Annotated in this window: 25 protein-coding genes; 15 read left to right on the top strand and 10 right to left on the bottom strand. The window is 67.4% G+C overall.

Annotated elements, in window-relative coordinates:
• Nucleotides 1-83 precede the first annotated feature (83 nt).
• Nucleotides 84-2534 carry a LuxR C-terminal-related transcriptional regulator gene (locus ACZZZQ_RS00745; protein WP_463506687.1) on the top strand — a complete coding sequence of 817 codons (2451 nt, stop codon included), beginning with the start codon at nt 84-86 and terminating at the stop codon, nt 2532-2534.
• Between the two features lie 33 nt (nt 2535-2567).
• Here ACZZZQ_RS00745 and ACZZZQ_RS00740 read toward each other — a convergent pair whose 3' ends face one another.
• Together ACZZZQ_RS00740 and ACZZZQ_RS00735 are read right to left on the bottom strand one after the other, a co-directional pair.
• Nucleotides 2568-2990, bottom strand: a complete 423-nt coding sequence (locus ACZZZQ_RS00740) for a DUF6325 family protein (protein ID WP_463506686.1) — start codon at nt 2988-2990, stop codon at nt 2568-2570.
• Nucleotides 2991-3016: 26 nt separating this feature from the next.
• On the bottom strand, nt 3017-3403 hold the full coding sequence (locus ACZZZQ_RS00735) for an SHOCT domain-containing protein (RefSeq protein ID WP_463506685.1): 387 nt from the start codon (nt 3401-3403) through the stop codon (nt 3017-3019).
• 131 nt (nt 3404-3534) lie between these two features.
• Between ACZZZQ_RS00735 and ACZZZQ_RS00730 the strand changes: the two genes are divergently transcribed.
• The 10 genes from ACZZZQ_RS00730 (at nt 3535) to ACZZZQ_RS00685 (ending at nt 14179) form a co-directional block, all read left to right on the top strand.
• On the top strand, nt 3535-4665 hold the full coding sequence (locus ACZZZQ_RS00730; protein ID WP_463506684.1) for an AI-2E family transporter: 1131 nt from the start codon (nt 3535-3537) through the stop codon (nt 4663-4665).
• Between the two features lie 108 nt (nt 4666-4773).
• Nucleotides 4774-6447, top strand: coding sequence for a SulP family inorganic anion transporter (locus ACZZZQ_RS00725; RefSeq protein ID WP_463506683.1), 1674 nt, complete (start codon nt 4774-4776; stop codon nt 6445-6447).
• Entirely contained in the window at nt 6440-6871 is a 432-nt protein-coding gene (locus ACZZZQ_RS00720) for a DUF6325 family protein (protein ID WP_053095726.1), read from the top strand. The genes ACZZZQ_RS00725 and ACZZZQ_RS00720 overlap by 8 nt, the downstream gene beginning before the upstream one ends.
• Before the next feature lies 1 nt (nt 6872).
• The gene (locus tag ACZZZQ_RS00715) at nt 6873-7229 is read left to right on the top strand and encodes an SHOCT domain-containing protein (protein ID WP_053095727.1); all 357 of its coding nucleotides are present in this window, start codon (nt 6873-6875) and stop codon (nt 7227-7229) included.
• Nucleotides 7230-7260: 31 nt separating this feature from the next.
• Nucleotides 7261-7935, top strand: a complete 675-nt coding sequence (locus ACZZZQ_RS00710) for a GAP family protein (RefSeq protein WP_072591091.1) — start codon at nt 7261-7263, stop codon at nt 7933-7935.
• A 25-nt stretch (nt 7936-7960) separates the two neighbouring features.
• Nucleotides 7961-9325, top strand: coding sequence for a coiled-coil domain-containing protein (locus ACZZZQ_RS00705; protein WP_463506682.1), 1365 nt, complete (start codon nt 7961-7963; stop codon nt 9323-9325).
• Between the two features lie 76 nt (nt 9326-9401).
• Nucleotides 9402-10031: a hypothetical protein gene (locus tag ACZZZQ_RS00700; protein ID WP_463506681.1), complete on the top strand. Its 630-nt coding sequence runs from the start codon at nt 9402-9404 to the stop codon at nt 10029-10031.
• A 10-nt stretch (nt 10032-10041) separates the two neighbouring features.
• Nucleotides 10042-11739: a SulP family inorganic anion transporter gene (locus ACZZZQ_RS00695; RefSeq protein WP_222839166.1), complete on the top strand. Its 1698-nt coding sequence runs from the start codon at nt 10042-10044 to the stop codon at nt 11737-11739.
• A gap of 107 nt (nt 11740-11846) precedes the next feature.
• The gene (locus ACZZZQ_RS00690) at nt 11847-14054 is read left to right on the top strand and encodes an arylsulfatase (RefSeq protein WP_463506680.1); all 2208 of its coding nucleotides are present in this window, start codon (nt 11847-11849) and stop codon (nt 14052-14054) included.
• Entirely contained in the window at nt 14051-14179 is a 129-nt protein-coding gene (locus ACZZZQ_RS00685) for a hypothetical protein (RefSeq protein WP_463506679.1), read from the top strand. Before ACZZZQ_RS00690 ends, ACZZZQ_RS00685 begins: the two co-directional genes overlap by 4 nt.
• 16 nt (nt 14180-14195) lie before the next feature.
• Here ACZZZQ_RS00685 and ACZZZQ_RS00680 read toward each other — a convergent pair whose 3' ends face one another.
• The 5 genes from ACZZZQ_RS00680 to ACZZZQ_RS00660 form a co-directional block, all read right to left on the bottom strand.
• The gene (locus ACZZZQ_RS00680; protein WP_463506678.1) at nt 14196-15824 is read right to left on the bottom strand and encodes a SulP family inorganic anion transporter; all 1629 of its coding nucleotides are present in this window, start codon (nt 15822-15824) and stop codon (nt 14196-14198) included.
• Between the two features lie 74 nt (nt 15825-15898).
• The gene (locus tag ACZZZQ_RS00675; RefSeq protein WP_463506677.1) at nt 15899-16606 is read right to left on the bottom strand and encodes a potassium channel family protein; all 708 of its coding nucleotides are present in this window, start codon (nt 16604-16606) and stop codon (nt 15899-15901) included.
• On the bottom strand, nt 16603-17721 hold the full coding sequence (locus ACZZZQ_RS00670; RefSeq protein ID WP_463506676.1) for an AI-2E family transporter: 1119 nt from the start codon (nt 17719-17721) through the stop codon (nt 16603-16605). The genes ACZZZQ_RS00675 and ACZZZQ_RS00670 overlap by 4 nt, the downstream gene beginning before the upstream one ends.
• Nucleotides 17718-18674, bottom strand: a complete 957-nt coding sequence (locus ACZZZQ_RS00665) for an HAD family hydrolase (RefSeq protein ID WP_463506675.1) — start codon at nt 18672-18674, stop codon at nt 17718-17720. The genes ACZZZQ_RS00670 and ACZZZQ_RS00665 overlap by 4 nt, the downstream gene beginning before the upstream one ends.
• Nucleotides 18675-18803: 129 nt before the next feature.
• Nucleotides 18804-19178, bottom strand: a complete 375-nt coding sequence (locus ACZZZQ_RS00660; protein ID WP_463508075.1) for a MarR family winged helix-turn-helix transcriptional regulator — start codon at nt 19176-19178, stop codon at nt 18804-18806.
• A 250-nt stretch (nt 19179-19428) separates the two neighbouring features.
• Here ACZZZQ_RS00660 and ACZZZQ_RS00655 point away from each other — a divergent pair, with 250 nt between their 5' ends.
• A complete protein-coding gene (locus ACZZZQ_RS00655; protein ID WP_463506674.1) occupies nt 19429-20268 on the top strand; it encodes an SDR family NAD(P)-dependent oxidoreductase in 840 nt (279 codons plus the stop codon).
• 14 nt (nt 20269-20282) lie between these two features.
• Nucleotides 20283-21890 (top strand): DHA2 family efflux MFS transporter permease subunit, encoded by a 1608-nt coding sequence (locus tag ACZZZQ_RS00650; protein WP_463506673.1) that lies wholly within the window; start codon nt 20283-20285, stop codon nt 21888-21890.
• Nucleotides 21891-21908: 18 nt separating this feature from the next.
• Here ACZZZQ_RS00650 and ACZZZQ_RS00645 read toward each other — a convergent pair whose 3' ends face one another.
• Both ACZZZQ_RS00645 and ACZZZQ_RS00640 read right to left on the bottom strand, forming a co-directional pair.
• The gene (locus tag ACZZZQ_RS00645) at nt 21909-22133 is read right to left on the bottom strand and encodes a hypothetical protein (RefSeq protein ID WP_463506672.1); all 225 of its coding nucleotides are present in this window, start codon (nt 22131-22133) and stop codon (nt 21909-21911) included.
• Between the two features lie 129 nt (nt 22134-22262).
• Nucleotides 22263-22577: a hypothetical protein gene (locus ACZZZQ_RS00640; RefSeq protein WP_053095738.1), complete on the bottom strand. Its 315-nt coding sequence runs from the start codon at nt 22575-22577 to the stop codon at nt 22263-22265.
• A gap of 106 nt (nt 22578-22683) precedes the next feature.
• On the opposite strand from ACZZZQ_RS00640, the gene ACZZZQ_RS00635 reads away from it, so the two are divergent.
• The gene (locus ACZZZQ_RS00635; RefSeq protein WP_230100619.1) at nt 22684-22905 is read left to right on the top strand and encodes a hypothetical protein; all 222 of its coding nucleotides are present in this window, start codon (nt 22684-22686) and stop codon (nt 22903-22905) included.
• Nucleotides 22906-22962: 57 nt separating this feature from the next.
• On the top strand, nt 22963-23520 hold the full coding sequence (locus ACZZZQ_RS00630) for a YegP family protein (RefSeq protein ID WP_463506671.1): 558 nt from the start codon (nt 22963-22965) through the stop codon (nt 23518-23520).
• 243 nt (nt 23521-23763) lie between these two features.
• On the opposite strand, the gene ACZZZQ_RS00625 is transcribed toward ACZZZQ_RS00630, so the two are convergent.
• The gene (locus ACZZZQ_RS00625; protein ID WP_463506670.1) at nt 23764-25143 is read right to left on the bottom strand and encodes an ApeA N-terminal domain 1-containing protein; all 1380 of its coding nucleotides are present in this window, start codon (nt 25141-25143) and stop codon (nt 23764-23766) included.
• Nucleotides 25144-25220: the final 77 nt, after the last annotated feature.

Here is a 25220-nt window from a genome sequence, read left to right as displayed (position 1 = left end):
CCCCCACGCGCCTGTCTCGTCCTGTACCCGCTGTGCGCTTCCGCCCTCCGGAACGACAACCGGGAGGCGTGCGGCGAGCGCGTGTGAACGATGCGCTGGTCGAGGCGGCGAGCGGGCGGCACCTCAGCGTCGTCAGCGCTCCGAGCGGATACGGCAAGACGACGGCAGTCGCCGAATGGGCATCCGGCACCGACGAACTCGCCTGGCTCGCTCTGACTCCGTCGGATGCTGAATCCGGGTTCCTCGCGCAGGGAGTGATCGATGCGCTCATCGTCGGCAGTGAGAGAGCGGGCCGCTCCCTCGCCCTCACACGCGGTCTCCTCGACCCGATGCGTGCCTACGCCGAGATCTGCGAGGGCCTCGAGACGGTCGACGACATCGTGCACCTCGTCATCGACGACGCGCAGCGCGCCGGTGAGCACTGGCGAGACGGACTGCTCGGACTGCTGGCCGAACAGCCGCCGGACAATCTCCACCTGGTGCTCGTGGGAACGACCCTTCTGGACATCACGCTGTCGCGGGAGCATCTGATGGACCCCGGCGCCTTCGTCGGATCCGACACACTGCGCTTCACGCGGTCCGAGATCGAGCGGATCGAGGGCGTGGGGGCGACGGGACTGGACGCGGAGACGATCCTGCGCGAGACGCACGGATGGCCGATCGCCGTGAAGCTCGTGGCGATCGGCGGGGCGCGCCCCTCATCCGACGCCGCCACGGCATCCGCGTTCCTCGGCGACTACGTGCGCGACCACGTGCTCAGCGCGCTGCCTGACGGGACCAGAGAGTTCGTGCTCGATGCCGCCATCTGTCATGAGCTCACGCCAGACCTCGCGAGCGCTGTGACCGGGCGTGCCGATGCGGCGTCGCTGCTCGACGACTGCGTGAGGCTCGGGCTCTTCCTCGACCGGTTCGAGGCGCCGCACGGTGTCGTCTACCGCTGGCATGGCTCGTTCGCCCGGCAGTGCATCGAGATCGCTCGCAAGGATCCCGAGCGCAGCGCCGAGCGTCATAGACGCGTGGCGCAGTTCTGGGAGGCCACCGATCCGCTGATGTCGGTCGCTCACTCGCTGCGGGCGAACGATCCGACGGGGGCCAGAGCCACCTTCATGCGCCACTGGATGCGTCTGGTCATGGGAGTGTGCGCGGCCGAGGTCGAGCGCCTCGCCACCGTCCTGCTGGGCTATCACCCGGACGACGCCGAGATCTTCGCCGTCCGAGCCTGCGCGACGGATGTGCTGGGCGAGCATCATCTCGCCCGCGAGCTGCTGGATCGCGCCGAGGCCGCACACCAGCGCGCCGGGGGAGGGTGCTCGACGACCCTCGCGATCGCACAGCTGTTCGTCGCCGATGACCGCGAGCACGCGATGTCTGCCGGTTCCACGTTGCGCTCGCTGCTCGCCAGCTCGAAAGACCTCGCGGTCGACCGCGCCGCGGTCAACTACCTCATCGGATGGTCGGAGATCCGGCATCCCACCAACCCCACGCTTCCGGCCGAGTACTTCGGCGCCGCAGCCCGAGAGATCGAGGGCTCGGGCGAGGTGGGGCTGTGGAAGCGGGCGCTCGGCCACCTCGCATTCGGCCAGACCTGGGAGGGCCGGTTCACGGATGCGGAGAGAACCCTCGCCGAGATCCAGGCACCCGGCACCGCGCTGTCGGCCGCGATCGGCTATGCCGGCGGCAGCACCTCAGCAGCAGCCGGTCTGGTCGCCTACTGGGCGGGTGAGACCGACGATGCGGTGCGGCACTTCGAGGCGGTGCTTCTGACCAGCGGGCATGACCCGTCATTCACGGCGGTCGCGCGGATGATGCTGGCGTACGCGGCCGCAGAGGGAGGCGAGGCCGCAGCATGCCGACGGGCTGCGATCGGCGTCCAGGACATCCCCCTCGAACTGCTCCACGGCGTCTCGTGGCCCGTGTTCCGAGAGTCGGCCATCGCACTCCTCGAGGAGGCCGTCGGAAACGAGGAGCGAGCCCTGCGGATCGCTCGCCGACACCTGGCGATCCCCGACCTCCCCCTCATCGGCGTCGCGCTCGCCGGGGTGCTCCGCCGGGGTGGAGACTACGCCGCGGCGTTGGAGATGCTGCGATCCATGCGCATCTTCGCGGAGGTCTCGTACGTCAAGTCATCGACGCTGATCACGGCCGCGGTCATGCGCCGTCACGTGGGCGATCACGACAAGGCGCATGACCTGTGCGAGGCGGCGATCGCGGTCGCGTCAGGCGAAAACGTGCGTCTGCCGTTCGGGCGCCGGGAGACGGCTGTCCGGCGACTCCTCAGCGAGCACGTGCACCATGGCTCCGAATTCGAGGACTTCATCGGCCGATGCCTGGCATCGGATGCAGCGAGTCCCGTGACCGGCTCGCTGTCCGACCGTGAGAGAGACGTCTTCCGGCAGCTGCAGACCTCTCGCACCCTCCCGGAGATCGCGAGCGAGCTGGGCCTGTCCATCAACACGGTGAAGACCCATCAGCGGTCGATCTATCGCAAACTGGCGGTGTCGTCGCGACGGGAGGCCGTGCGGACCACGCTGTGAGGCGCAGGCTCCGCACCCGGGTGATATCCCACCTCAGGTGCGGCGACGGGCGCGCTCCCAGACGGCGTTGGCCGTCGCCGCGGACACGGAATAGGTTCCGATGAGCGGGTGGCCGAGACGGGCGAGGTCGGAGGAGAGCTGTGCGAACCACATCGGCTCCACGAGAACCACGGCTGCCCAGGCGCCGACAGGGAGCTCCATCGCGATGCGCCGGGCGTCGTCGCTGCCGACCAGGCCTGCGACCTGCAGTGACAGGCCGGCGAGCGAGAACTCGGCTTCGTCGATCTCGGTGAGGTCGTAGCCCCCTTCGCTCCGTCGATGCAGGAGGAAGAAGTCGAGCAGCTGCACCGTGCTGGTCTCGACCTGGCGCAGCAGCGACTCGAGCAGTGCAGGACTGGGACGGTCGGATCCGATCCTCACGACGAGGATCTGCACATCCCCGAGTTCGCGAGGCATCTGTCCGCCCGCCCCAGTCTCGGCTGTCAGGCCAGGGCCCGAGCCTTGATGGAGGCGAACTCCGCATCGGTGATCGTTCCGGAGGCCAGGAGCTTGGCCGCCTTGTCGATCTCGTCGCTCGGGCTGCTGCCTGCGACGCTGCGGATGTAGCTGTCGGCCGCGTGCTGCTGCGCCTGCATGGACGAGACGTTGCGCTCTGCCATGCCGGGGCCGCGGGCGATCAGGTACACCAGTGCCGTGAGGAAGGGCACGAAGACCAGGAAGATGATCCACAGCGCTTTGAGCCATCCGTTCAGCGCATGGTCACGGAACAGGTCAGCGACGATGTTGAAGAGCACCATCAGGTAGGAGATGAATACGAAAGCCCAGAAGAACCACCAGATGATGGCCCAGAAGCTATCCCATATGGACATTGCAGACTCCTCTCGTTGAGTTTCTGTCTGTGGTGATAGTGGCACCGAGCATCATCGAAATCGCCGCCCCCTCACCCGGAGCGGGCTAGCGGCCGCCCGGACCCGTCCGGACGCCTCGATACAGTCCTCGTGTGGATGTGACCGACCCGCAGGATCCTGTGGCCACGCCGGCGACCCCGTCGCGGTGGGGTCGTCTGCAGCGAGTGCTCCCGGCGCATCCGCTGCGCTCGGGTTTCGCGGTCGCCCTCGGAGTGCTTCTCGCGATGGCGATCGCCGCCACGATCGCGGGCATCTCCACCGTGCTGATGTCGATCTTCCTCGGCGTCTTCCTCGCCCTCGGGCTCGATCCGGCGGTGCGGGCGCTGGAACGCCGCGGCGTGCGCCGCCCCATCGGCGTCGCGATCGTCGCGGTCGCTTTCCTGCTGCTCGTCGTCGCGATCCTGCTCGTCGTCGTTCCGGCCATCGTGCGTCAGCTCGCCGCGGTGGTCGTCGGCGCGCCCGAGACGATCGAGTCGATGCAGCAGAGCCAGTGGTACCTCGATCTCGAACGCAATCTCGGCGTCGACCTCTCGGCGGTGGTCGCGGAGGGGGTGCAGTCGCTCACGACCCTGTCATCGTTCCTGACGATCTCGGGCGGGGTCCTGAAAGCGGGATTCGGAGTGATCGGGGCGGTGTCGAGCTTCGTGATGGTCTCGGTGCTGACGCTCTACTTCGTCGCGTCGCTGGAGAGCATCAAGCAGTCAGCCGCTCGGCTCGTCCCCGCCTATCGGCGAGCGAGCTTCTCACGACTGCTCGACGAGGTGACGTCGTCGGTGGGCGGGGTGGTCGCCGGGGGAGTCACGCTGTCGTCCATCAATGCCGCCGTGGTGCTCGTCCTCCAGCTGCTCGTGGGGTCGCCCGCGCCGGCGGTGCTGGCGATCGCCGCGTTCTTCGTCACCCTCGTGCCGATGATCGGGTCACTGGTCTTCCTCGTGATCGGCGGCATCGCCACGCTGTTCGTGAGCCCGACGGCTGCGCTGATCTTCGTGATCGCGTACTTCGCCTACATCCAGATCGAGGCCTACGTCGTCACGCCGCGGGTGATGGGTCGCGCTGCCGCCGTGCCGAGCGTGCTCGTGATCATCGGCGCGATGATCGGCGCCACGCTTCTCGGTCTGCTCGGGGCGCTCGTCGCGATCCCGATCACCGCATCGATCCTGATCGTCATCCGCCAGGTGTGGATCCCGCGCCAGGACAGCGAGACGACGCCGCCGATCGAGTGACCGGCGTCCTTCACCCGCTTCGGGTGAGCGGCGGCGTCTCCGCAGACGCACCGATGTCAGCATGGGCACATCGTCCCGCATCGAGGGCGCGAGCGCGGAGGTGACGAGGTGCAGAGACCGCTGGCCGGCGTCACCCGTCACAACCTCGTGCGCGAGCTGCTCGCCGGCGTCACGCTCCTCGCGATCGCGATCCCCCTGAACATCGGGTATGCGCAGATCGCAGGTCTTCCCCCGACCGCAGGGCTCTACGCACTCGTCGTGCCGACGATCGTCTACGTGCTGGTCGTCTCGTCGAGACAGCTCGTCGCCTCGCCGGACGCGGCGGCGGCGGCGCTGGTCGCCTCCTCGATCGGAGGCCTCGCCGCGGCCGGCTCAGACGACTACATCACCATGGCACTCGCGCAGGCGATCATCTGCGGCGTCATGTTCGTGCTGCTCGCGGTCTTCAAACTGGGATTCCTCGCGAACTTCCTCTCGAAGCCGATCCTGGTCGGATTCGTCGGGGGCCTGGCCCTCGACATCCTCGTCTCGCAGATCGCCAAGATGCTGGGCGTCTCGATCGATTCAGGCGGCGAGTTCGTCGACAAGCTGGCGGGTCTCGTCGGGGGTCTCGGCACCACGAACCCGTGGTCGCTCGCGATCTCCATCGCGTCGGTCGCGATCCTCGTGCTGGGTCGGCGGATGCTGAGCGCGGTGCCCTGGGCGCTCGTCGTGATGGTGCTCGCCACCGTGGTGGTGCTCGGCACCGGCCTCGCGGATCGTGGCGTGGCCGTGCTCGGCGAGGTGCCTGCGGGCGCACCGACCCTCACCTGGCCCGTGCTCGACTGGCACACGTGGCTGCTGCTCGTGCCGTCGGCCATGGCTCTGACCCTCGTGACCACAGCCGAGGGGCTGCTCGTCTCCCGCTCGTACGGCGAGAAGCGGCACTACCGCACGTCTCCGAACCGAGACCTGCTCGCGTTCGGCGTCGCGAACATCGCCGCCGGGGCCCAGGGCAGCTTCGCCGTCGGGTCGTCGACCAGCCGCACCGCGGCGATGGACCAGTCGGGCTCGCGCACCCAGCTGCCCTCGCTCGTGCTCGCCGCCGGGACCCTGCTGCTGCTGCTGTTCGGCACCGGACTGCTCGAGGACATCCCCTCGCCCGCGATCGGCGCGATCGTGGGGGTCGCGATCCTCCCGCTGCTGGGCATCAGGGAATTCGCCGCACTGTGGCGGATCGATCGGTTCGAGTTCGCCATCGGCGCCGTGTGCTTCCTGGTGACGCTGTTCGTCGGTTCGATCCCCGGCATCCTGATCGCCTTCGTGCTCGCTCTCATCAACCTGGCGAGACGCGCGTCGAGCCCGGCGATCGACGTGCTCGCCGACGATGATCGGCCGACGGCATCGCTGCTCGACGCCGCGCAACCGGGCGCGATGACCGCACCCGGGATCGTCGTGGTGCGGATGGCTGCGCCGCTGTTCTTCGCGAATGCGGATGCGTTCGCGACGGCGGTGCGCTCGGCGGTCGAGGCGCCGGGGCCGGGTGCCGTGCGCCACCTCGTCATCGACATGGAGGCGGTCACCGATGCGGATGTCACCGCGGCGGAATCGTTCGAGAGCCTCATGGAGTCGATGCGATCCCATGGCGTGACGGTGTCGTTCAGCCGTCTGCGCGCATCGGCGGAAGACCGACTGAAGAAGCTGGGGATCCTCGACGATCAGAGGGTCTTCGACACCAATCGTGCGGCGATCGAAGAGCTCAGCGCGCGCGCACCGTCAGAGAGAGGAACACGAGATGAATGATTTCCGCTACGGACCCGTGGAGTACTACCTCGTCGGGTTCGAGGGGAGGCATCCGGATCCGAGCATCTTCGGAGCGCTGGACGACCTCATAGGCGCGGGGACGGTGCGACTGCTCGATGTCGTCGTCCTCGCGAAATCGGACGACGGGGAGATCGAGGTCTTCGACCTCGAAGCGGGCGAGGTGCCAGGCCTCAGCGAGCTCGACCCGCTGGCCGCAGGTCTCGCCGGCGACGAGGACATCGAGATGCTCGCCGAGCTCGTGCCCGCCGGCAGCTCGGCCGCGATCGTCGTGCTCGAGCTCGCCTTCGCGAGGGCGCTCGCCGAGAACCTCGCACGTGCCGGGGGAGAGGTGCTGCGGACCGACCGCATCCCCGCCCCGGTCGTCAACGCCATGATGGACATCCTCGAGCAGGAAGGAGAGTGACATGCCTCTGAGGAGATTCGGCCGTCCGGGACTGATCGGACTCGCCGCGAGAACAGCAGTCGTCGCAGGAACCGCGTCGGCGGTGTCGGGGGCGTCGATGCGTCACCAGCAGCAGCGGGCGGAGGGACAGTACGAGCAGCAGCAGTACGAGGCCGCCCAGCAGCAGGCGCAGATAGATGCTGCAGCCCAGAACGCGGCGGCGCAGTACGCAGCCGCTCCCGCAGCTCCCCCTGCGCCTCCGGCTGCGGGCGGCGCAGACGACATGATCGCCAAGCTCCAGCAGCTGGCATCGCTGCGAGACTCCGGCGTGCTGTCGGAGGAGGAGTTCTCCGCGGCGAAGCAGAAGCTGCTGAGCTGAGCGGCCGAGCGGGCGAGGAGAGGGAGACGTCATGGGTCCGGTGATCGGTCAGCTGCTGCCGCTCGCGGTGGGCATCGCGATCAGCCCGCTGCCGGTGATCGCCGGCATCCTGATGCTGATGTCTCCCCGCGCCCGCTCCACAGGGGTCGGCTTCCTCGTCGGATGGCTCGGGGGGATCGTGATCGTGGCTGTGCTGTTCGCCGCCCTCTCGTCGGTCCTCCCGGACCAGTCCGGCGACGGAGCCACTCCGATTCTCGGGGTGGTGCAGCTCGTCCTCGGTGTGCTGATGCTGCTCATGGCGGTGCGCCAATGGCGGGGTCGGCCGAAGCCGGGCGCACAGCCCGAGATGCCGAAGTGGATGGCGCAGATCGACGGGATGACGTTCTTCGCGGCACTCGGGCTCGGACTGCTGCTCGCGGCGCTGAACCCCAAGAACCTGCTGCTCGGAGCCAGTGCCGGCGTGACTCTGGGTGGCGCGGGGCTCGGTGTCGGAGACATGGTCGTCGTGGTGGTGATCTACACGATCCTCGCGTCGTCGACGGTGTTGATCCCGGTCGTCGGATTCCTGCTCGCGTCGGAGCGCCTGCGCGCGCCGCTGGGCAGATTGCGCGACTGGCTGCAGGCGGAGAACGCCGTCATCATGACGGTGCTGCTTCTCGTGCTGGGTGTGGTGATCATCGGCAAGGGCATCGCCGCCTTCGGGTGAGCGACGCAGAACGGAGGGGACTCGGATGAGTGAACTGGATGAGCTCCGCGAGCGCGTCGTCGCGCTCGAACGGGAGAACGACGAACTCCGCACGCCGAAGAAGCGACGATTCCGAGCGAAGAGCGTCGTCGGTGCGATCCTGCTCGTGCTGGCTGTGGTGCTCGCGCCCGTCGCCGCGATGGGAACCTGGGCCCGTCTGCAGTTGGTCGACACCGAGCGCTTCGTCGCCACATTCGCCCCGCTCGCGTCCGATCCGGATGTGCAGGATTTCGTCGCCGATCAGGTGACCACCGCGATAGACGAGCAGGTCGACATCTCGGCGGTCGTCGGCGAGGTGTTCGACGGCATCCGGTCGCTCGGGCTTCCACCGCGCGCCGACACGGCGATCTCGCTGCTCGAGGGCCCCGCCGCGAACGGCGCGATCTCGCTGATCGACGGAGTGGTGCGCGATGTGGTGCGGTCAGACCAGTTCGCCGACATCTGGACGCAGTCGCTGCGCTTCACCCATGAGCGGGCCACGGCGATCATCCAGAACGCACCGGGCACGGCGGTGCAGCTCGGCGACGACGGCGCGGTCACGATCGAACTCGGAGTGGTGATCGACCGGGTCAAAGAGGCGATGTCGGAGCGCGGGATCGGCCTCGCCGACGTGATCCCCGAGATCGACAGGTCGATTCCCATCGCCCAGGCGGATGCCCTCACACTGGTGCGCACGGTGTACCAGGTCGCGGACATCGGCGGCTTCTGGCTGCCGTGGCTCGTGCTCGGCCTCTTCGTCGCCGGCGTGCTGCTGATGCGCGATCGACCTCGAGCGCTCTTCTGGTCGAGCGCAGGTTTCGCTCTCGTGTTCCTGCTGCTCACGGCGGGCATGGGCATCGGGCGAGGTGTGTTCATCCGCGCGGTGAGCCCGTCGATCATGTCGGCCGCGGCGGCGACGGCGCTGTTCGAACAGCTCACGTCGCTCCTTGCGGGGACGATCGCCGCGCTCGCCCTCGTCGGTGTGCTCATCGCGATCTGGGCGTGGCTCGCAGGCTCGGGTCGAACGGCGGTCGCGTTCAGGGGACTCCTCGAGAGCGGGTTCTCGGCCGTACGCGGTGCGGCCGAGAAGCGAGGCCTCACGACCGGTGCCTTCGGTCGAGGGGTGGACCGCTTCCGAGGTCCGATCTTCCTCGTCGGTGCGCTCGCGGCGATGACGCTGCTGATCGTCACGCGACCGGTGTCGTTCGGGGTGGTCATCGGAGTCGGAGCGGGCCTGCTGGTCCTCGCGATCCTCATCGAGCTGCTGCGTCGGCCGGAGGGGGACGCGGACATCGCGCCAGTGGCACGTGATCCGCGAGCCGAACCGGTGTCGGAGACTCTGACGGAGCGTGCTCCGGATGCCGTGAGCTAGCCCGGCCCCGGCGGCGCTCACCCTCGACGGGTGAGCGCCGCTGCATTCGACACGGATCAACGCAGAAGATGGGCGCATGACGGACGACTCGACACCCGAACGCACGAGAGCCACGCGGATCCTCGACATCGTCACGGTCGTCCTGCTCTCGATCACCGCGGTCGTCACGGCCTGGTGCGGATTCGAGGCGTCGAAGTGGGGCGGCGAGATGTCGATCGCCTTCAGCCAGGCATCCAGTGCCCGGGTGCAGGCGGCGTCGGCCCAGTCGACAGCCCAGGCCGCGCGTCAGTACGACCTCACCATCTACACCGAGTGGGTGCTGGCGGAGGCGGACGGCAGGCGGGAGCTGGTGCAGTTCATCGAGCAGCGGTTCACCCCCGAGTTCACGGTCGCGTTCGACGCCTGGATCGCTGAAGACCGCGAATCGCAGGGACCGTTCGTGATGGAGGAGTACGTGCCCCCGGGCACGAGGGAGGCCGAGGAGCTCAACGCGCGAGCCGATGCGAAATTCGACGAGGCCCTCGCCAACAACCAGCGCGGCGACGACTATTCGCTGCTGACGGTGCTGTTCGCCCTGGTGCTGTTCTTCGCCGCACTGTCGCAGCACCAGAGCGCGGTCTGGCGGCGCAGGACATTCCTCGCACTCAGCGGTGTGATCGCCCTCGTGGGGCTCGTGATCCTGCTGACGTTCCCGATCAAGATCTGACTCCGCTCCGATGCAGATGACCGGGGAGGAGCTGCGACAGCGCTGGTTGCGCTATCGGCGTCGGTTCGGCTCGCGCCGCACCATCCTCAGCGATCTGAAGGCCGGAATCGTGCTGGGGGTCGAGAGCGTTCCCGACGGGCTCGCGTCGGGTCTGCTCGCCGGGGTGAACCCCGTGATGGGGTTGAACGCCTACATCGTCGGGACGTTCGCCGGCGCGCTGGCCACCGGATCGGTCTTCATGTCCGTGCAGGCGACAGGCGCGATGGCGGTGATCATCGCCGATGTGCCCGAGGTCCACGGAGACGACGGCATGGGCGCGATGGCGATGCTGACCGTGATGGCAGGCATCGTGATGCTGGTGCTCGGCGTCGCACGGCTCGGCAGCCTCGTGCGCTTCATCCCGACGGCGGTGCTGATCGGATTCGTCAACGCCGTCGCCGTCAACATCGTGCTCAGTCAGCTCGAGAACTTCACGGGGTTCGACAGCGATGCCGACGCTCGTCTGCTGAGGGTCGTCGACATCGCCGCGAACCTGCTGCAGATCAGCTGGTGGTCCGTGATCGTGGGCACCGTCACGATCGGACTGATTCTTCTGCTCGAGCGCACCCCGCTCGGCGCGCTCTCGATGGTCGTCGCGATCATCGTCGGATCCGCGCTCGCCGTGGTGCTGCCCGACGGCGCGGTCGCGACGATCTCCGACGTGGCAGAGGCGGGTCGGAGTCTTCCCTCGATCTCCTTGCCCGACCTGTCGATGATCTTCGTGCTCATCGTCCCCGCGCTGTCGCTCGCACTGGTCGGTCTCGTGCAGGGAGCCGCGATCTCCGGGTCCATCCCGAACCCCGACGGTCGCTACCCCGATGCCTCCGCCGACTTCCGCGGGCAGGGCATCGCCAACATCGCCACCGGGATGCTGCAGGGCATCCCCGTCGGAGGATCCATGTCGGCGACGGCGCTGTCCCGGGCAGCAGGGGCCCGCAGTGCGGCCGGCAATCTCATCGCCGCCGTCGTGATGGTGCTCAGCGTGCTCGTGTTCGGGCCGCTCATCGGATACATCGCGATGCCCGCGCTCGCCGGCCTCCTGATCCTGGTCGGAGTCCGCACGGTCAAGCCGCGGCAGATCGTCATGGTGTTCAAGACGGGCGCCGTGCAGATCGCCGTGTTCCTCGTCACCTTCGCGCTCACGCTCCTCATCCCGCTGCAGTACGCGGTGCTCGCAGGTGTCGGTCTCGCCGTGGTGCTGCAGATCGCACGCCAGTCGAATCGCGTGCGGGTGCGTCGGTGGGTGTTCGACGAGCCGAACGGGCGTCCGATCGAGCAGGATCCGCCCCCGACCCTCGAACCGGGGGAGACGGTCGTGCTGACCCCCTACGGCAGTCTGTTCTTCGCCTCCGCGCCCTCGTTCCGTCAGCAGCTGCCCGACGCCGAGCACAGCAGCCCCGGAGCATTCGTGATCATCCGCCTCCGCGGCACGGACGAGCTGGGAGTGACCTTCCTCACGATGATCCGCACTTACGCCCAAGAGCTTGCGGCGGTGGGGGCCACTCTGATGGTCGCGGGCGTCGGCCCCCGGGTGCAGGCGCAGCTGGCGTCGACGGGGGTGCGCGCCGTCGTCGGCGAGGAGAACATCTTCGTCGAGCAGCCCCGACTCGGAGACGCGCTGCAGGACGCGCTCGCCGAGGTGTCGCGTCGCCGACTCGACGCCGGGTGATCGATGTCCCTCACCCGTCACGGGTGACGCGTGAGGGTGGGGGGGATCGCGGCATGACTAGCCTCCTCGGGACGGACCATTTCTCATACGGCGACGAAGGAGAGACGATGTCGGAATTCAACGCGGACTTCTCGGGCAGGATCGAGCTGGACGTCCGGGACTCCGTGCCCGACTGGTCGCCGTACGAGCTGCCGGTGGCACCCGAGGGCGCGCCGAACGTGCTGGTGGTTCTCTACGACGACACCGGCCTCGCCTCCTGGTCCCCGTACGGCGGACGCATCAACATGCCGACCATGGATCGCCTCGCTCAAGCGGGTCTCACGTACACGCAGTGGCACACCACGTCGCTGTGCTCGCCGACCCGGTCGACCATGCTCACCGGCCGCAACCATCACGTCAACCGTGCGGGCGTGATCATGGAGGGTACGAACGGCTTCCCGGGGTTCGCGGGGCGGCTCCCTGCCGAATGCGCCACGGTCGGTCAGATCCTGCAGCAGAACGGATACTCGACGTTCTGGGTCGGCAAGAACCACAACGTCCCCGAGGAGGACGTCGCCCCGGGCGGCAACCGCTCGATGTGGCCCCTTCAGCTCGGCTTCGACCGCTTCTACGGCTTCCTCGGCGGCGAGACGAACAACTGGTATCCCGATCTCGTCGAGGACAACCACTTCATCGACGCCCCCGCAACGCCGGAGGAGGGATACCACCTCTCGAAGGACCTCGCGGATCAGGCTCTGCGGATGATCCGCAACCAGCAGTCCTCGAACCCGTCGAAGCCCTGGTACATGTGGTTCTGCCCGGGTGCCAACCACGCGCCCCACCACGCGCCGCAGGAGTACATCGACAAGTACAAGGGCGCGTTCGACGACGGCTATGACGCGTATCGCGAGTGGGTGCTCGCCCGCATGGTCGAGAAGGGCATCGTCCCGGAGGGGACTGCCCTGACGCCGATCAACCCGCTGCCGGACGACGTCGCGAACCCCGCCGACGAGGTGCGCCCCTGGGACGAGCTGAACGACGACGAGAAGCGTCTGTTCGCGAGGTTCGCGGAGGTGTTCGCCGGGTTCTCCGAGTACACCGACGCGCAGGTCGGGCGCATCATCGACTATCTCGAGGAGAGCGGCCAGCTGGACAACACGCTGGTCTTCTACTGCGCCGACAACGGTGCGTCGGGCGAGGGCAGCCCCAACGGCTCCGTCAATGAGAACAAGTTCTTCAACGGATACCCGGACGACCTCGCCGAGAACCTGGCGATGCTCGATCGCCTGGGGTCTGCTGACACCTACAACCACTATCCGACGGGTTGGGCGGTGGCGTTCTCGACACCGTTCCAGATGTTCAAGCGCTACTCGCAGTTCGCCGGCGGCACGTGCGACCCGATGGTCATCCACTGGCCGAAGGGCATCCGCGCGCAGGGAGAGCTGCGTCACCAGTACCACCACTCGGTCGACGTGGTCGCCACGGTGCTCGACGTGGTCGGCATCGACATGCCTGAGGTCTTCCGTGGCGTGGAGCAGCATCCGCTCGACGGGGTCTCGATGAAGTACAGCTTCGACGCGGCGCCGGATGCGGCGACCGAGAAGAAGACGCAGTATTACGCGATGCTCGGCACGAGAGGGATCTGGAAAGACGGCTGGAAGGCGGCTGCCGTGCACGCGCCGCTGACCGGCAAAGGACACTTCGAGGACGACGTGTGGGAGCTCTACAACGTCGAGGTCGACCGTTCGGAGTCGAACGACCTCGCGGCCAGCGAGCCCGAGAAGCTGAAGGAGCTCATCGCCGCGTGGTTCGAGGAGGCCGATGCCAACTTCGTCCTTCCTCTGGACGACCGCTCCGCGAGAGAGCAGCTCACCATCGATCGGCCCCAGGCCGAGAAGCCCCGGGAGCGGTACGTCTACTACCCCGACACCGCAGCGGTGCCCGAGAGTGTCGCGGTCAACGTGCGAGGGCGCTCGTACAAGATCATCGCCGACGTCGTGCTCGACGAGGGCGCACAGGGGGTGCTGTTCGCCCACGGATCGAGGTTCGGCGGGCACTCGCTGTTCATCAAGGACAACCGCCTCACCTACGTGTACAACTTCCTCGGCATCCCGCCGGAGCAGACCTTCACCTCCGAGGAGCTGACTCCCGGTCCGCACACCCTCGGCGTGGAGTTCGTGCGGGAGGGGGCGGGGAGCACGGAGAGTCGCTCGGCACAGCCACGCTCTACGTCGACGACCAGGCGGTCGCCTCTGGACCCATGCGTGCCCAGATCGGCAAGTTCACGCTGTGCGGAGACGGGCTCTGCATCGGATGGGACAGCGCGGATCCGGTGAGCAGCCAGTACGGGGTGCCGTTCCCGTTCACCGGGGGCAAGCTGCTCGGGGTCGGTGTCGACGTCAGCGGCGAGCAGTACCTCGATCTCGAACTGGAGGCCGCCGCGATGCTCTCCCGGGAGTAGACCGCAGGCCCGGCCTCTAGCGGGTCGCGGTGAACGCCTCGTCGACGTTCGCGTGCACCCGGCCCTCGGCGATCATGCGCTGATACCACTCCGTCTTCACCGCGATCGCCGTGGCACGTTCCGGCAGCGCGGCGATGTGCAGCGTGCTGTCCATCGCGGTCAGCTCACGGTCGAGGTCCTCCAGCATGTCGAGGACCGTGATCGTGACGATGTCGAGCCGCAGGGCGTCGAAGATCACGATGCGCACCGGTTCGGGCCGTTCGGCGACGATGTCGATGATCGCCCTCTCGCATGCGAGAGCGTTGGCCGTGTAGAGCCCGCGGACAGTGTGGATCGCGAGGCGTCCGTCGCGCTCTCCGATGATCTCGAGCCGCGGGATGTTGAGCTCTCGCAGTACCAGGATCAGCGTCAACGCCACTCCGGCGGCCACTGCGGCCAGCAGCCCGACGGTCAGGCCGAGCACGGCGACGATGAGCGCGATCCAGAAGTCCGTCGGACTGATCCGCGCCCACCGGACCAGCAGGGGGATGTCGATGAGCCCGGCCACGGCGAGGAAGACCATCGCCGCGAGAGTCGCCTGGGGAAGCAGCGAGACCACCGGGCCGAGGAAGACGGCGACCACGATCGCGAGCGCGACGGTGACGAGCGTCGCGAGCTGGGTCCTGGCACCGGCGTCCCGATTGACCGCGCTCTGCGAGAACCCGCCGGCGGCGGGGAGCACGGTGAAGAAGGTGCCGGCGAGGTTGGCGGCTCCCACGGCGACGAGCTCCTGGTCGGCGTCGATGGCGGGCTCGGTCATGCGACGCATGCTGCGCGCGACTGCTGCGGTCTCGAGGAAGACCATCACCGCGATCGCGAGGGCGCCGGGAAGCAACGCTCCGATCTGCGTGAGGTCGGGAATGCCGGGGGTCGGGAGTCCCGAGGGCACGGGATCGATGAGCGCCACACCTCTCTCGTCGAGGTTCGCGAGTGCGACGAGGACGATTCCGCCGACCACGACGACGAGGGTTCCGGGGATCCGAGGGGCGAACCGCTTCAGCACGAGGAGGACGATCAGGCTCCCGACCGAGAGCGCGACCGTGGGCAGGTTGATGCTCGCAGCGGCCGCGATCGCGGCCTCGATGGTTCGGAAGAACCCCTCTCCCGAGACTTCCGATGTCTCGCCCAGGAGCTTGGGGAGCTGCCCCACGGCGACTGTGCCGCCGACACCGATCTTGACCCCCAGGATCGTCGCCGCACTGATGTTCTCGACCAGCGATCCCCACCGCAGCAGGCGCGCACCGATGAGCAGCAGACCGACCAGCATCGCCAGGGTCATCAGGCTTCCGGCCGGGTCCTCGGCGCTCGACGCGACGGATGCCGTCACCAGCGTCGTGGCCGTGAGAGTGGCGATGGTCGAGGTCGTCGACACGCTCATCGCGCGGGATCCGCCGAGCAGCGCGTATACCAGCATCGGGATGATGCACGTGTAGAGCCCCACCTGCACGGGCAGGTTCGCGATGGTGGCGTATGCCATCGCCTGCGGCACCACGACGGCACCGGCTGCGAGGCCGGCGACGACATCGCGCATCAGCCATTCGCGACGGTACCCCGCCATGCTCGGCAGGAGGACTCGCGGGGCGCGTCGCGTGGCGTGGTCGCTCATGTGCTCATGCTGGCATCGAGACGCAGACCGGTCGCCGGCATGTCACCCGTCGAGGGCGAGGAGCGTCGTGTCGGTCACAGCTGCTCACGGGTCTCGTCGCGGTGGGCGATCCGTCGCACCCGGTCTCCGATGTACGAGATGACGAGCGCCGAGGTGGTGCCCACGATCGCGATGCCGCCGATCATCAGACACACCGCGTACACCCGTCCGAGAGTCGTCACCGGGTAGGTGTCGCCGTAGCCGACTGTCGCGATGGTGACGCACGCCCACCAGATCGCCGTGCCGAAGTCGATGATCGTCGCTTCAGGGGCGCCGCGCTCCACCTGCAGGGTGGCGAGCGAGATGAAGTAGACGAAGAGCACCGTGTACGCGAGGGCGAAGGTGATGATCTGCGCCCGGACCGCGTCGCCGGTGCGGCGATGGAAATAGGGGAGGCCGCGTGCGAGCTCGACGACGCGGAACGCTCGGAACAGGGGGACGACAACGGACAGGACTTCGACGGGATGGTGCACCAGGAATGCGACGCGGCTCCCGGCCGGGGTGAGCGCCACTCGCACGATGAGGTCGATGACCAATGCGAGCCAGGTGATCGCGATCTCGACCACGAGCACGAGGCGTACCCAGTCTGGAAGGCCCGGCACGAGCACGATCACCGAGTACGCGACGATGAAGCCGAGGCCGAGCACCGTGAGGGGAACGGTCGCAGCGGACTCCCAGCGCTGCAGCGTCTCCCGCGCACCCTGCGGCTCGTCTCGGGCGGTGCCGGTCACGTCGTCGGTCACCGCGACCACCGTCGGACGCGGCGTGAATCCCAGGGGATGCGACGAACGACGCGCCCTTCCCTGGTCGCCGGTGACGGGCGAGCGCCGCGGTCTCCCGATACCCAGCGCAGCCAGAGGGTGTCGTCACTGCCTTCGAGAAGCAGAGTGCGCGCCAGGAGAGTCAGCGGCACAGCCAGCAGTGCACCGACCGGTCCGATGATCACGGTCCAGAACACGACGGCGAAGAAGCTCAGCGTGACGCTGAGCCCGACGGCATCACTGACGAAAGCCGGCTGAACGAACACCTGCAGAACGACGTTGACGACGCAGTACACGATCACCACGCCGAGAAGCAGCGGCCACCCACCCACCGCGAGAGCCAGGATCGCCGGGGGCACGAGTCCGATGACGAATCCGATGTTGGGGATGAAGTTCGTCACGAAGGCCAGGACGGCCCAGAGGACGGGGGCCGGCACTCCCAGCCACCAGAGCGCGAGGCCGTCCAGCGTCGCGACGATGGCGCCGAACACGGTGTTCACCACGTAGTAGCGCCGGATGTTCGTGTTCAGCCGCGATATGCGCGCGATCGTCTCGGCCTTGTGAGCGCCGAACACGGTCGACGCATGCTGGTAGCGTCCGGCATCCACCGCCATCACGACCACGTAGGCGCAGACCAGGAAGAGAGCGACGGCGATGCCGAGGACGGCGCTGCTCACGCGCTGGGCGACGGCGACGAGAGCGGGCACGACGATGCGCGCGGCGTCACCGGAGTCCGAGCTCGGGCCTCCGGTGCCCAGAGCGGCCCAGCTGTCGAGCTGCGATGCGACATGCGTGAGATCGCCGCCGGGGGAGAGGTCGCCGAGGAGATCGATGAACTGCACTCCGGCGATCCACACCAAGGCGCCCATCGTGAGCAGCACAGAGTAGGCGAGGAGGATGATCGCCGTCACGCCGAGTCCTCGTGGCCACCCGCGCCGGACGAGAGCGCTGCTCGCCGGGCTGCAGATCACGACGACCACCAGAGCGACCGCGAGCGGCGCGATCACGTCGCGGAGGAGCCATGCTCCCGCCAGTGCGATCGTCGCGCACGCCAGCACCACGAGGACGTGGGTGCCGGCGGCGCGGGGGGTGCTCACGGCACGTCTGCGGGTGATCCGGAAACGCCCGGGAACACCGTCTCCCAGTCGTCTCGCACGCTCACGACGATGTAACCGGCGTCGACGGCGCTCGCGAGAGCCGTCTCGGCACCCGCATCGTACGGAGTGTCCTCGCGGGCGTCGTCGTCATGGTGGATCAGCAGGGCCAGGCCCGGACGGGGGCCACGGCGAGCGAAATCGAGCATCGGCATGTCGCCGTTGGAGTTCCCGGCTGCGAAGAGCGGTCGGCGTCCGATCCTGCTCCAGATCCGCACGGGCTTCTCCGGCCCGTCATCGAAGAACGCCAAGGACGGCGCGTAGCGCACCACCGCCTTCTCCGCGTCGTAGCCGAGCCCGAACGCCGAGCCGATGACGCGTTCCGGCGGTATGCCGTAGTTGCTCTGCGTCATGGGTCGCATGAAATCGCGCTCGCCGCCTGACACGATGTAGCAGGTGAAGCCGTGCTGCTCGAGATACCGGAGGAGCTCCACCATCGGCTGATAGACCGCGTCGGCGTAGCGTCGCTGCAGCACGGGATGTGTCGCGGTCGCGAAGAACTCCGCCACCGACTCGGCGTACTTCTCCACGCTGACGCCATCGGTGAGTCCGCCGAGGGCTTGGAGGATGACGCCCAGATCCGAGTCGTCACCCGAATAGTGCTTGTCGATGGCCGCGCCCAGCCACTCGAGATCTCCGCTCACGGCGGCGCGGTACGGCTGCTTCTGCGCGAGCTCCGGGTCGAGCTCGGCGGCCACACGCCACTGCTCGACGACGTAGTGGAGCTGCGTCGGCATGGGCTTCTCCGACCAGAGGGTGCCGTCGTTGTCGAATACGGCGATGCGGTCTTCGACGGGAACCGCGTCCGCACCTTCCGTGACCGACAGGACGAAGCGCTCGATCGCGTCGCGCGTCGCGCCCTGGTTCCAGGATCGCAGCTGTGCCGGGTCGTCCATCGCGCTCTCGATTCTCTCGATACTGGTGCGTCGTGCGGGCCGTTCGTCGGCCCATCCTGACACCGGCCGAGCGCGCGGTGGAGACCCCGTCACCCGCTTCGGGCGAGGGAGCGCAGCCGTCCTGGGGCCTCAGTCGGCTGCTGCAGTGGGGCTCCACCCGGAGTCCGGGCCGACAGCCGACGAGATCCGTCGACTGATCGTTGCGAGCTGTCGAGCTTGCGCGGCGGTGATCGCATCGAAGACGAGCTGCTGCACGAGAGCGTGGTGGCCGGGCGTCGACCGTGTGACCTTCTCGTGTCCCGCCGCCGTCAGCACTCCGAGCGTGAAGCGCCCGTCATCGGGGTCCGCGAGGCGACGCACCCAGTCTCTCGATTCGAGACGGGTGATCGCCCGCGAGAGGCGCGAGAGGGTGCAGCTCGCGTACCCGGCGAGCACACTCAGGCGCAGCGATCGTTCGGGCGCCGAGTCGAGGGCGAACAGTATGCCGTGCTCGAAGTGCGTCAGACCGCTGTCGCGTTGCAGCTGCGCGTCGAGTGCCGTCGGCAGTCGTTCGATGAGCGTGGCGACGGATGCCCAGATCTCGAGCTGTTCCGTGGTCAGGGGGAGGCGTCCGGCTGCTCTGACATGACCTCAGACTAGTTCATCGTGCCTTGGAGATGGTTATCGGTGAACTTGCCTGAGCAAGCCCCAGGATCTACGGTTAACTTTCCCAAGCAAGTAAACAGACGCGTGTGCGTCGAGGAGAGGAAGCACCATGGATCTGCAGCTGCACGGGAAGACGGCGTTCATCAGCGGCTCGACGCAGGGCATCGGGTTCGCGATCGCCTCCGCGCTCGCCCGCGAAGGCGTGGACGTGACGGTGAACGGACGTGATGAGCAGCGTGTGGATGCGACGGTCCGGCGACTGCGTGCGGAGCACCCCGGCTCGACGGTCTCGGGACTGGCGGCGGACTTCGCGAGGAGAGAAGAGGTGGAGCGCCTGACGAAGGCCCTGGGCGACGTCGACATTCTCGTCAACAATGTGGGAATCGTCGGCCTTGCCGAGTTCGAGACGATCACGGACGACGACTGGACTCGCTACTTCGAGGTGAACGTCATGAGCGGAGTCCGGCTGTCCCGCCACCTTCTCGCAGGCATGCTCGCGCGGGGGTGGGGCCGCATCGTCTTCATCAGCAGCGAGTCCGGGGTGAACATCCCCGCCGACATGGTGCACTACGGCACGACGAAGGCCGCGATGGCCGCTCTCGGCAGCGGGCTGGCCAAGCGCACCAGAGGCACCGCGGTGACCGTGAACACGATCCTCGGAGGGCCGACGTATTCGGACGGGGTGGCGGCGAGCGTTGCAGCCGTGGCAGAGGCGCAGTCCCTTCCGCCCGAGGTGATGAAAGGCTCCATCATCGGTCAGAACCGTACGACGCTGCTCGAGCGGTTCATCGAGCCCGATGAGATCGCGAGTCTGGTGACCTACATCGCCAGTCCTCGCTCATCGGCTACCAACGGCGCGGCGCTGCGGGCGGAGGGGGAGTGCTCACCGCGATGCTGTAACCGGGTGCACCGCGAGATCGAAAAAACCGCACGCCGCGCTTATTGCTAGCTAAGCTAGTAGTCATGGAACGCTACATTCGCCTGCGCTGGGTTGGCCTGGTCTTCATCAGCATCGCCGTCTCGCTGATCATCGTCGACTCGACGATCGTGAATGTGGCGATTCCGGCGATCGTCGACGATCTCGGCATCACCTCCACCGAAGTGCAGTGGGTGCAGGAGGCGTACACGCTGGTGTTCGCCGCGCTGCTGCTCGTGTTCGGCAGCCTCGCGGATCGGTTCGGGCGTCGGCGCGTGATGATCATCGGAGTCGTGGTCTTCGCAGCATCCTCGGTGCTCGCGGCCTTCGCTCCGGACGGCGGGATGCTGATCCTCGCCCGTCTTGCGCAGGGAGTGGGGGGATCGATGATCCTGCCGACCACGCTGTCGATCATCAACGCCACCTTCCGCGGGCGCGAGCGGGGGATCGCCTTCGCGGTGTGGGGTTCGACGATCGGCGGAATGGCTGCTGTGGGACCGCTGCTCGGCGGATGGCTGACGACTGCCTTCTCCTGGCGGTGGGCGTTCGGGATCAACATCCCGCTGGGCATCATCATCGTCATCGGCGTGCTGCTCACGGTGGCGGAGTCGCGCAGCGACCGGACGTCGAAGATCGATGTGGTCGGGGCGATCCTCTCGGTCATCACCATGGCCAGCCTCGTGTTCGGCCTCATCGAGGGGCGCACGTACGGCTGGTGGCTCGTCGACCAACGTCCGCAGATGGGCGACTGGGCCTGGCCGCTCGATGTGTCTCCGATCCCCTTCGCCTTCGCGCTGGCGATCGTGGCACTCGTCGCGTTCATCGCATGGGGTGTGCATCGCGAGCGGCAGGGCAGGTCCACGCTGCTTGCTCTGCGTCTGTTCTCCATCCCCTCGTTCCGCAACGGCAACATCGCGGCGACAGTCGTGTCGCTGGGAGAGTTCGGCATCATCCTCGCTCTGCCGCTGTGGCTGCAGTTCGTCCTCGGCTTCGATGCGCTGCAGACCGGACTCCTGCTGCTCGCGCTCGCCCTCGGATCCTTCGTCGCGAGCGGTGCCGCGGGGGCGGCCAGCGGAAAGATCGCTCCGGTGTGGGTCGTCCGTGCGGGCCTCATCGCCGAGATCATCGGCGTCGCCGGAGTCGGCTTCGTCATCGCCCCCGATGCGTCGTGGGTGCCGCTGATCCCGTTCCTCTTCGTCTACGGCCTCGGTGTCGGCCTCGCCACCGCTCAGCTGACCGGCGTCGTGCTCGCCGATGTGCCGGTCGACGACAGCGGCGCGGCTTCGGGCACGCAGTCGACGTCACGACAGCTCGGTGCAGCGCTCGGGGTCGCAGTGCTCGGCACCGTGCTGTTCACGAGCACGGCGGGGATACTCGCGTCATCACTCGACGCTCGGGGACTCCCGGCCGAGCAGCGTGATCAGATCGTGTCGGCCGTCGTCGACAGTGCGGGCGGAGCGATCAGCGGACTGGAGGCGCAGCCCGAGACGGCTGACATCGCCGACGACGCCAAGGCCGCGTTCTCCGACGGCACGCGCTTCGCGGCGTGGACGGCGGCAGGGTTCCTGTCCCTCGGCCTCCTGTCGACGATCTCCCTCGGAGCGACCGCCAAGACCCGACGTGAGGACGAGCCCGACGCGACGTCGGCCGCCTGAGTCCGTCATGTACCGGGGCTACTCGATGTCCCACATCGTGTAGCCGACGACGCCGGCCGGGATGAACTCCATCGGCTTCGTCAGCTCGTTCTCGATGCCTGTGATCCGGCCGGTGTCCTCGGAGATGAGGAGGGTGTTCTCGTAGGACGTCCCCTCATCGCTCACCCGGAGCCCGACCACGTCTCGGCCGAGCCGGTCGTGCGACTCACCCAGCACCGTGAGCCCGCGCGCATCGACGAGCATGTCGATCAGAGTGGCCTGCTGCTCGTCCGTCAGAGTCCAGTAGCTCGATAGCTGGCCGATGGCGAGCAGGAGGTCTCCAGACGAACTTCTGTTCCGGCGTCGAGAGCCTCTGCTCAGAAGTCGGTCTCGCTAGCCCCCATCGACGGTCACCGCGTTGCCCCACACCCAGCACCGGAACGTCCGGTCGCCTGCCCGGAACTCGATGCCTGCGGCCAACGGTGTCGACCGCGCGAGCTTCGCATCGACCCGCACCGCTTCGGGCCCGAAGCGCACCCAGGCGCGGACCGCACGATACGGCTGCGGATAGATCGTGACGGGCTGTTCCCGGAGCGCGAGCTCGCGCTCCGTCAGGGATTGAAGAGCGCCGGCGCGCGCTGCGGTGAGGATGGTCTGATGCTGAGAGCGCATGTCGTAGTGGGCTGCCAGGCGCTTGCTCGTGCCCATGCCGGCTCCCTTCTCCGGCCCAGTGACAACGGTAGCAAGATTCGAAGATTTGTTCTATTCTCGACTCATGCGACCAGCTCCTGCTCATCTGCCTGCGACTATATGGATGGTCGACGACATCCCGTCGCGAATGGTCTTCGCCGGGCGTCGATGGAAGGTCTCCGACACGCCCACGCGACTCAGGGACTCGATCTGGTCAGCGGCGCCGGAGTCGGAGCGAGGGTTGTACGGATGGCGGTTCCAGGGCACGGATGACGAGGGCCACTCCCTGGTGTTCGACGTCTTCCGGGGTGAGGACGGGTGGCATGTGCACCACAGCTACGACTAGGGGTCAGGCGGACGGAATCCTTGTCCCGGCTCGGTCGGTGCGCGCTATCGTGTGGGCATGACGGACTCCGGCGCGACACTCCTCGCCGCGATCATCGCGGCCGGCGTGGCAGGAGTCGGACTGATCTGGTCTGTCGTCAGCTTCATGCTGACGAGACGGACCCAGCGAGCCACGGATGCTCGTCAGGAGTGGTCGCGCCGATTCGAGCACGCACACGCGCTCGCGTTCAGCTCCGATCTCAAGGAGGCGGCGAGCGGCCTCACGCTCATCGAGGCGCTCGCGGGTGAGCGGTGGGTCACGGACGAAGATCGGGCGACCGCGGTGAGCATCCTCTCGTCTCTCACGGGGGTGGCTGAGGCGCCGGCGGCGCAGCTGCGCGCGACGATCCTCGCGGAGGTCAGGAACCCGGCGGTCGCCGCTGCGCTCGGCAGAGTGGAGCCAGGGCCGAAGGGCCGGTTCGAGGTCTACCGCGACGCGTCCGGAGACTACCGATGGCGCCTCAAGAGCGCGGGAGGCCACTACCTGGCCGTCAGTGAGGGGCATTCCAGCGAGGCTGCCGCGATGAGCTCGCTCGAACTGGCCCGTCGTGAACTCGGCAGCGAGCCACCGGAGTAAGTGGGCCGCGAGCGCAACGAGAAAGGCCGCCTGGAACCAGGCGGCCTTTCTCGATATCTCGGCTCCGCGTGCGAATTCTCATTCATGCAGCGCGTGACCCGTGTGTGGGTTGTACGCGGAAGGTGTTTTGCCGCGTGATTCCGGGGGTGTCTGGTCGGTCAAATTACCCCAATCCTCTGCGGACATCCTCGTAATCCTCCACTTTGGCCGGCGCCCTATGGCTGACTGCGAAAGATGGGCCGGTCACGGTCGAATTGGTGGGAGAGAAGGCCTGAGTACCTGCAGGGCTGCGCGATCCTGTGTCTCTTCGGTGAGGCCAAGCTCAGACATCAACACCAAGGTCAGCAGAGATGCAGTGATGTTCTCGAGGACGAAGATGTCCTCGTCGCTTTTGTTGTTCCCAGTGTGGGCGAGGTTATTGCGGGCATCGCGAAGCGCGCGACTCCATACCTCGATGTCGGGTATGACGGCGGTGACGGCAGCTTCGGAAGGTATCGACGCGAGAGAGCTCAGCCGCTCCAGAAAGCTCGGCGCGTTTCGGAGCCGTGCCTTCACCCACCGGCGCTCGTCTGCATCCTCGAGTGATGCGAGCACCCGAGCGCGAAGATCAGTGAACATCTCGGGCGGGAGTTCGGTCTCGTCCTCGCGGATGGACTGGTGAAGGGTTTCTGCGGTGATAGCGATCATGAGAAGGCGAACTTCTGTGAAGTTAGGACGGGCGTACTTCATCCCGAAGTACACGTTGCACGCTTCAGGAGCTCGTCGTCGAAGTGCGAGCCACGCGGGGACGAGTTCCTCGAATGATCTGTCCGCGCAGGTGAAGAGGAACCTCCAGTCAGGTACAGCCGACTCAGTAGGCATCGCCGTGCGAGTTCGAGCGCCGAAGCACTCCACCCGCCGCTCCAGCGAGAGTGACGAGCCGTCACGATCCAGCTGCTCGTTGGGATCCTTGTGGATTAGCGTCAGCGCGATCTGACCGCTGGGCTCTCCTGAGGCCAGGGTTAGCAGGTCCATCAGCTCGAGCACGGGCTTATCGAAGCCGCCAGCGGCGACCGGACGGGGCGCACGGATCACGAGGTAGTTTGAGATCTCGCCATTCACGGTCAGTCGCGCGCGTTGGGCCGCGACCTGGAAGGGCTGCACCAAAGGTCGGGCTGTGAAAGTCCAGCCGTCGACTTCGCAGCTCCGTTCGGAAGGACGCCGGGTCGCTGCGGACTCTACGCCGTCAGTGCCGTCACGCGACACGTGCTCTTGGATCGCCAACCAACTTGATAGGTGCTCGATGGTGACGATGGCGGACTCGAAGACCGCCTCCTCAGGAGCGACGTGGACGCCAACAAGTGCCTCGTGCACATGGATGTCCTGGAACTGGCTGGCAGGACCTCCGAAGCCGTCTTGCCGCACGACGAAACAGTCAGTGACGGTTATTCGCTGACCTTCCGCATCGCCGAAGATCGCTGGTACGCGCTCGCTGAGCTGCCGAGAGGTTGCCTTGCCCATATCGAGGCCGCCGATGATCTGAAGCTCGCACCTGCCGTCTTCCTCGACGACCAGTCGACCTGGCACCCGCGCGTCCGGCGACGACGGTAGCCACCAGTAGCCCCTCCACGATTTGCTCACCATGACCACAGTCTGGCGCACTCGCAAGGGCGGGTGAGCTGCGCGAGATCGAGGAGCCGATGGAGTGTGTCGTGGCTGTT

The sequence above is a fragment of the Microbacterium sp. AC132 genome, assembly GCF_979258525.1.
The sequence above is the reverse complement of the archived record's forward strand: the minus strand, read 5'-3'. Positions and strand labels throughout refer to the sequence as shown.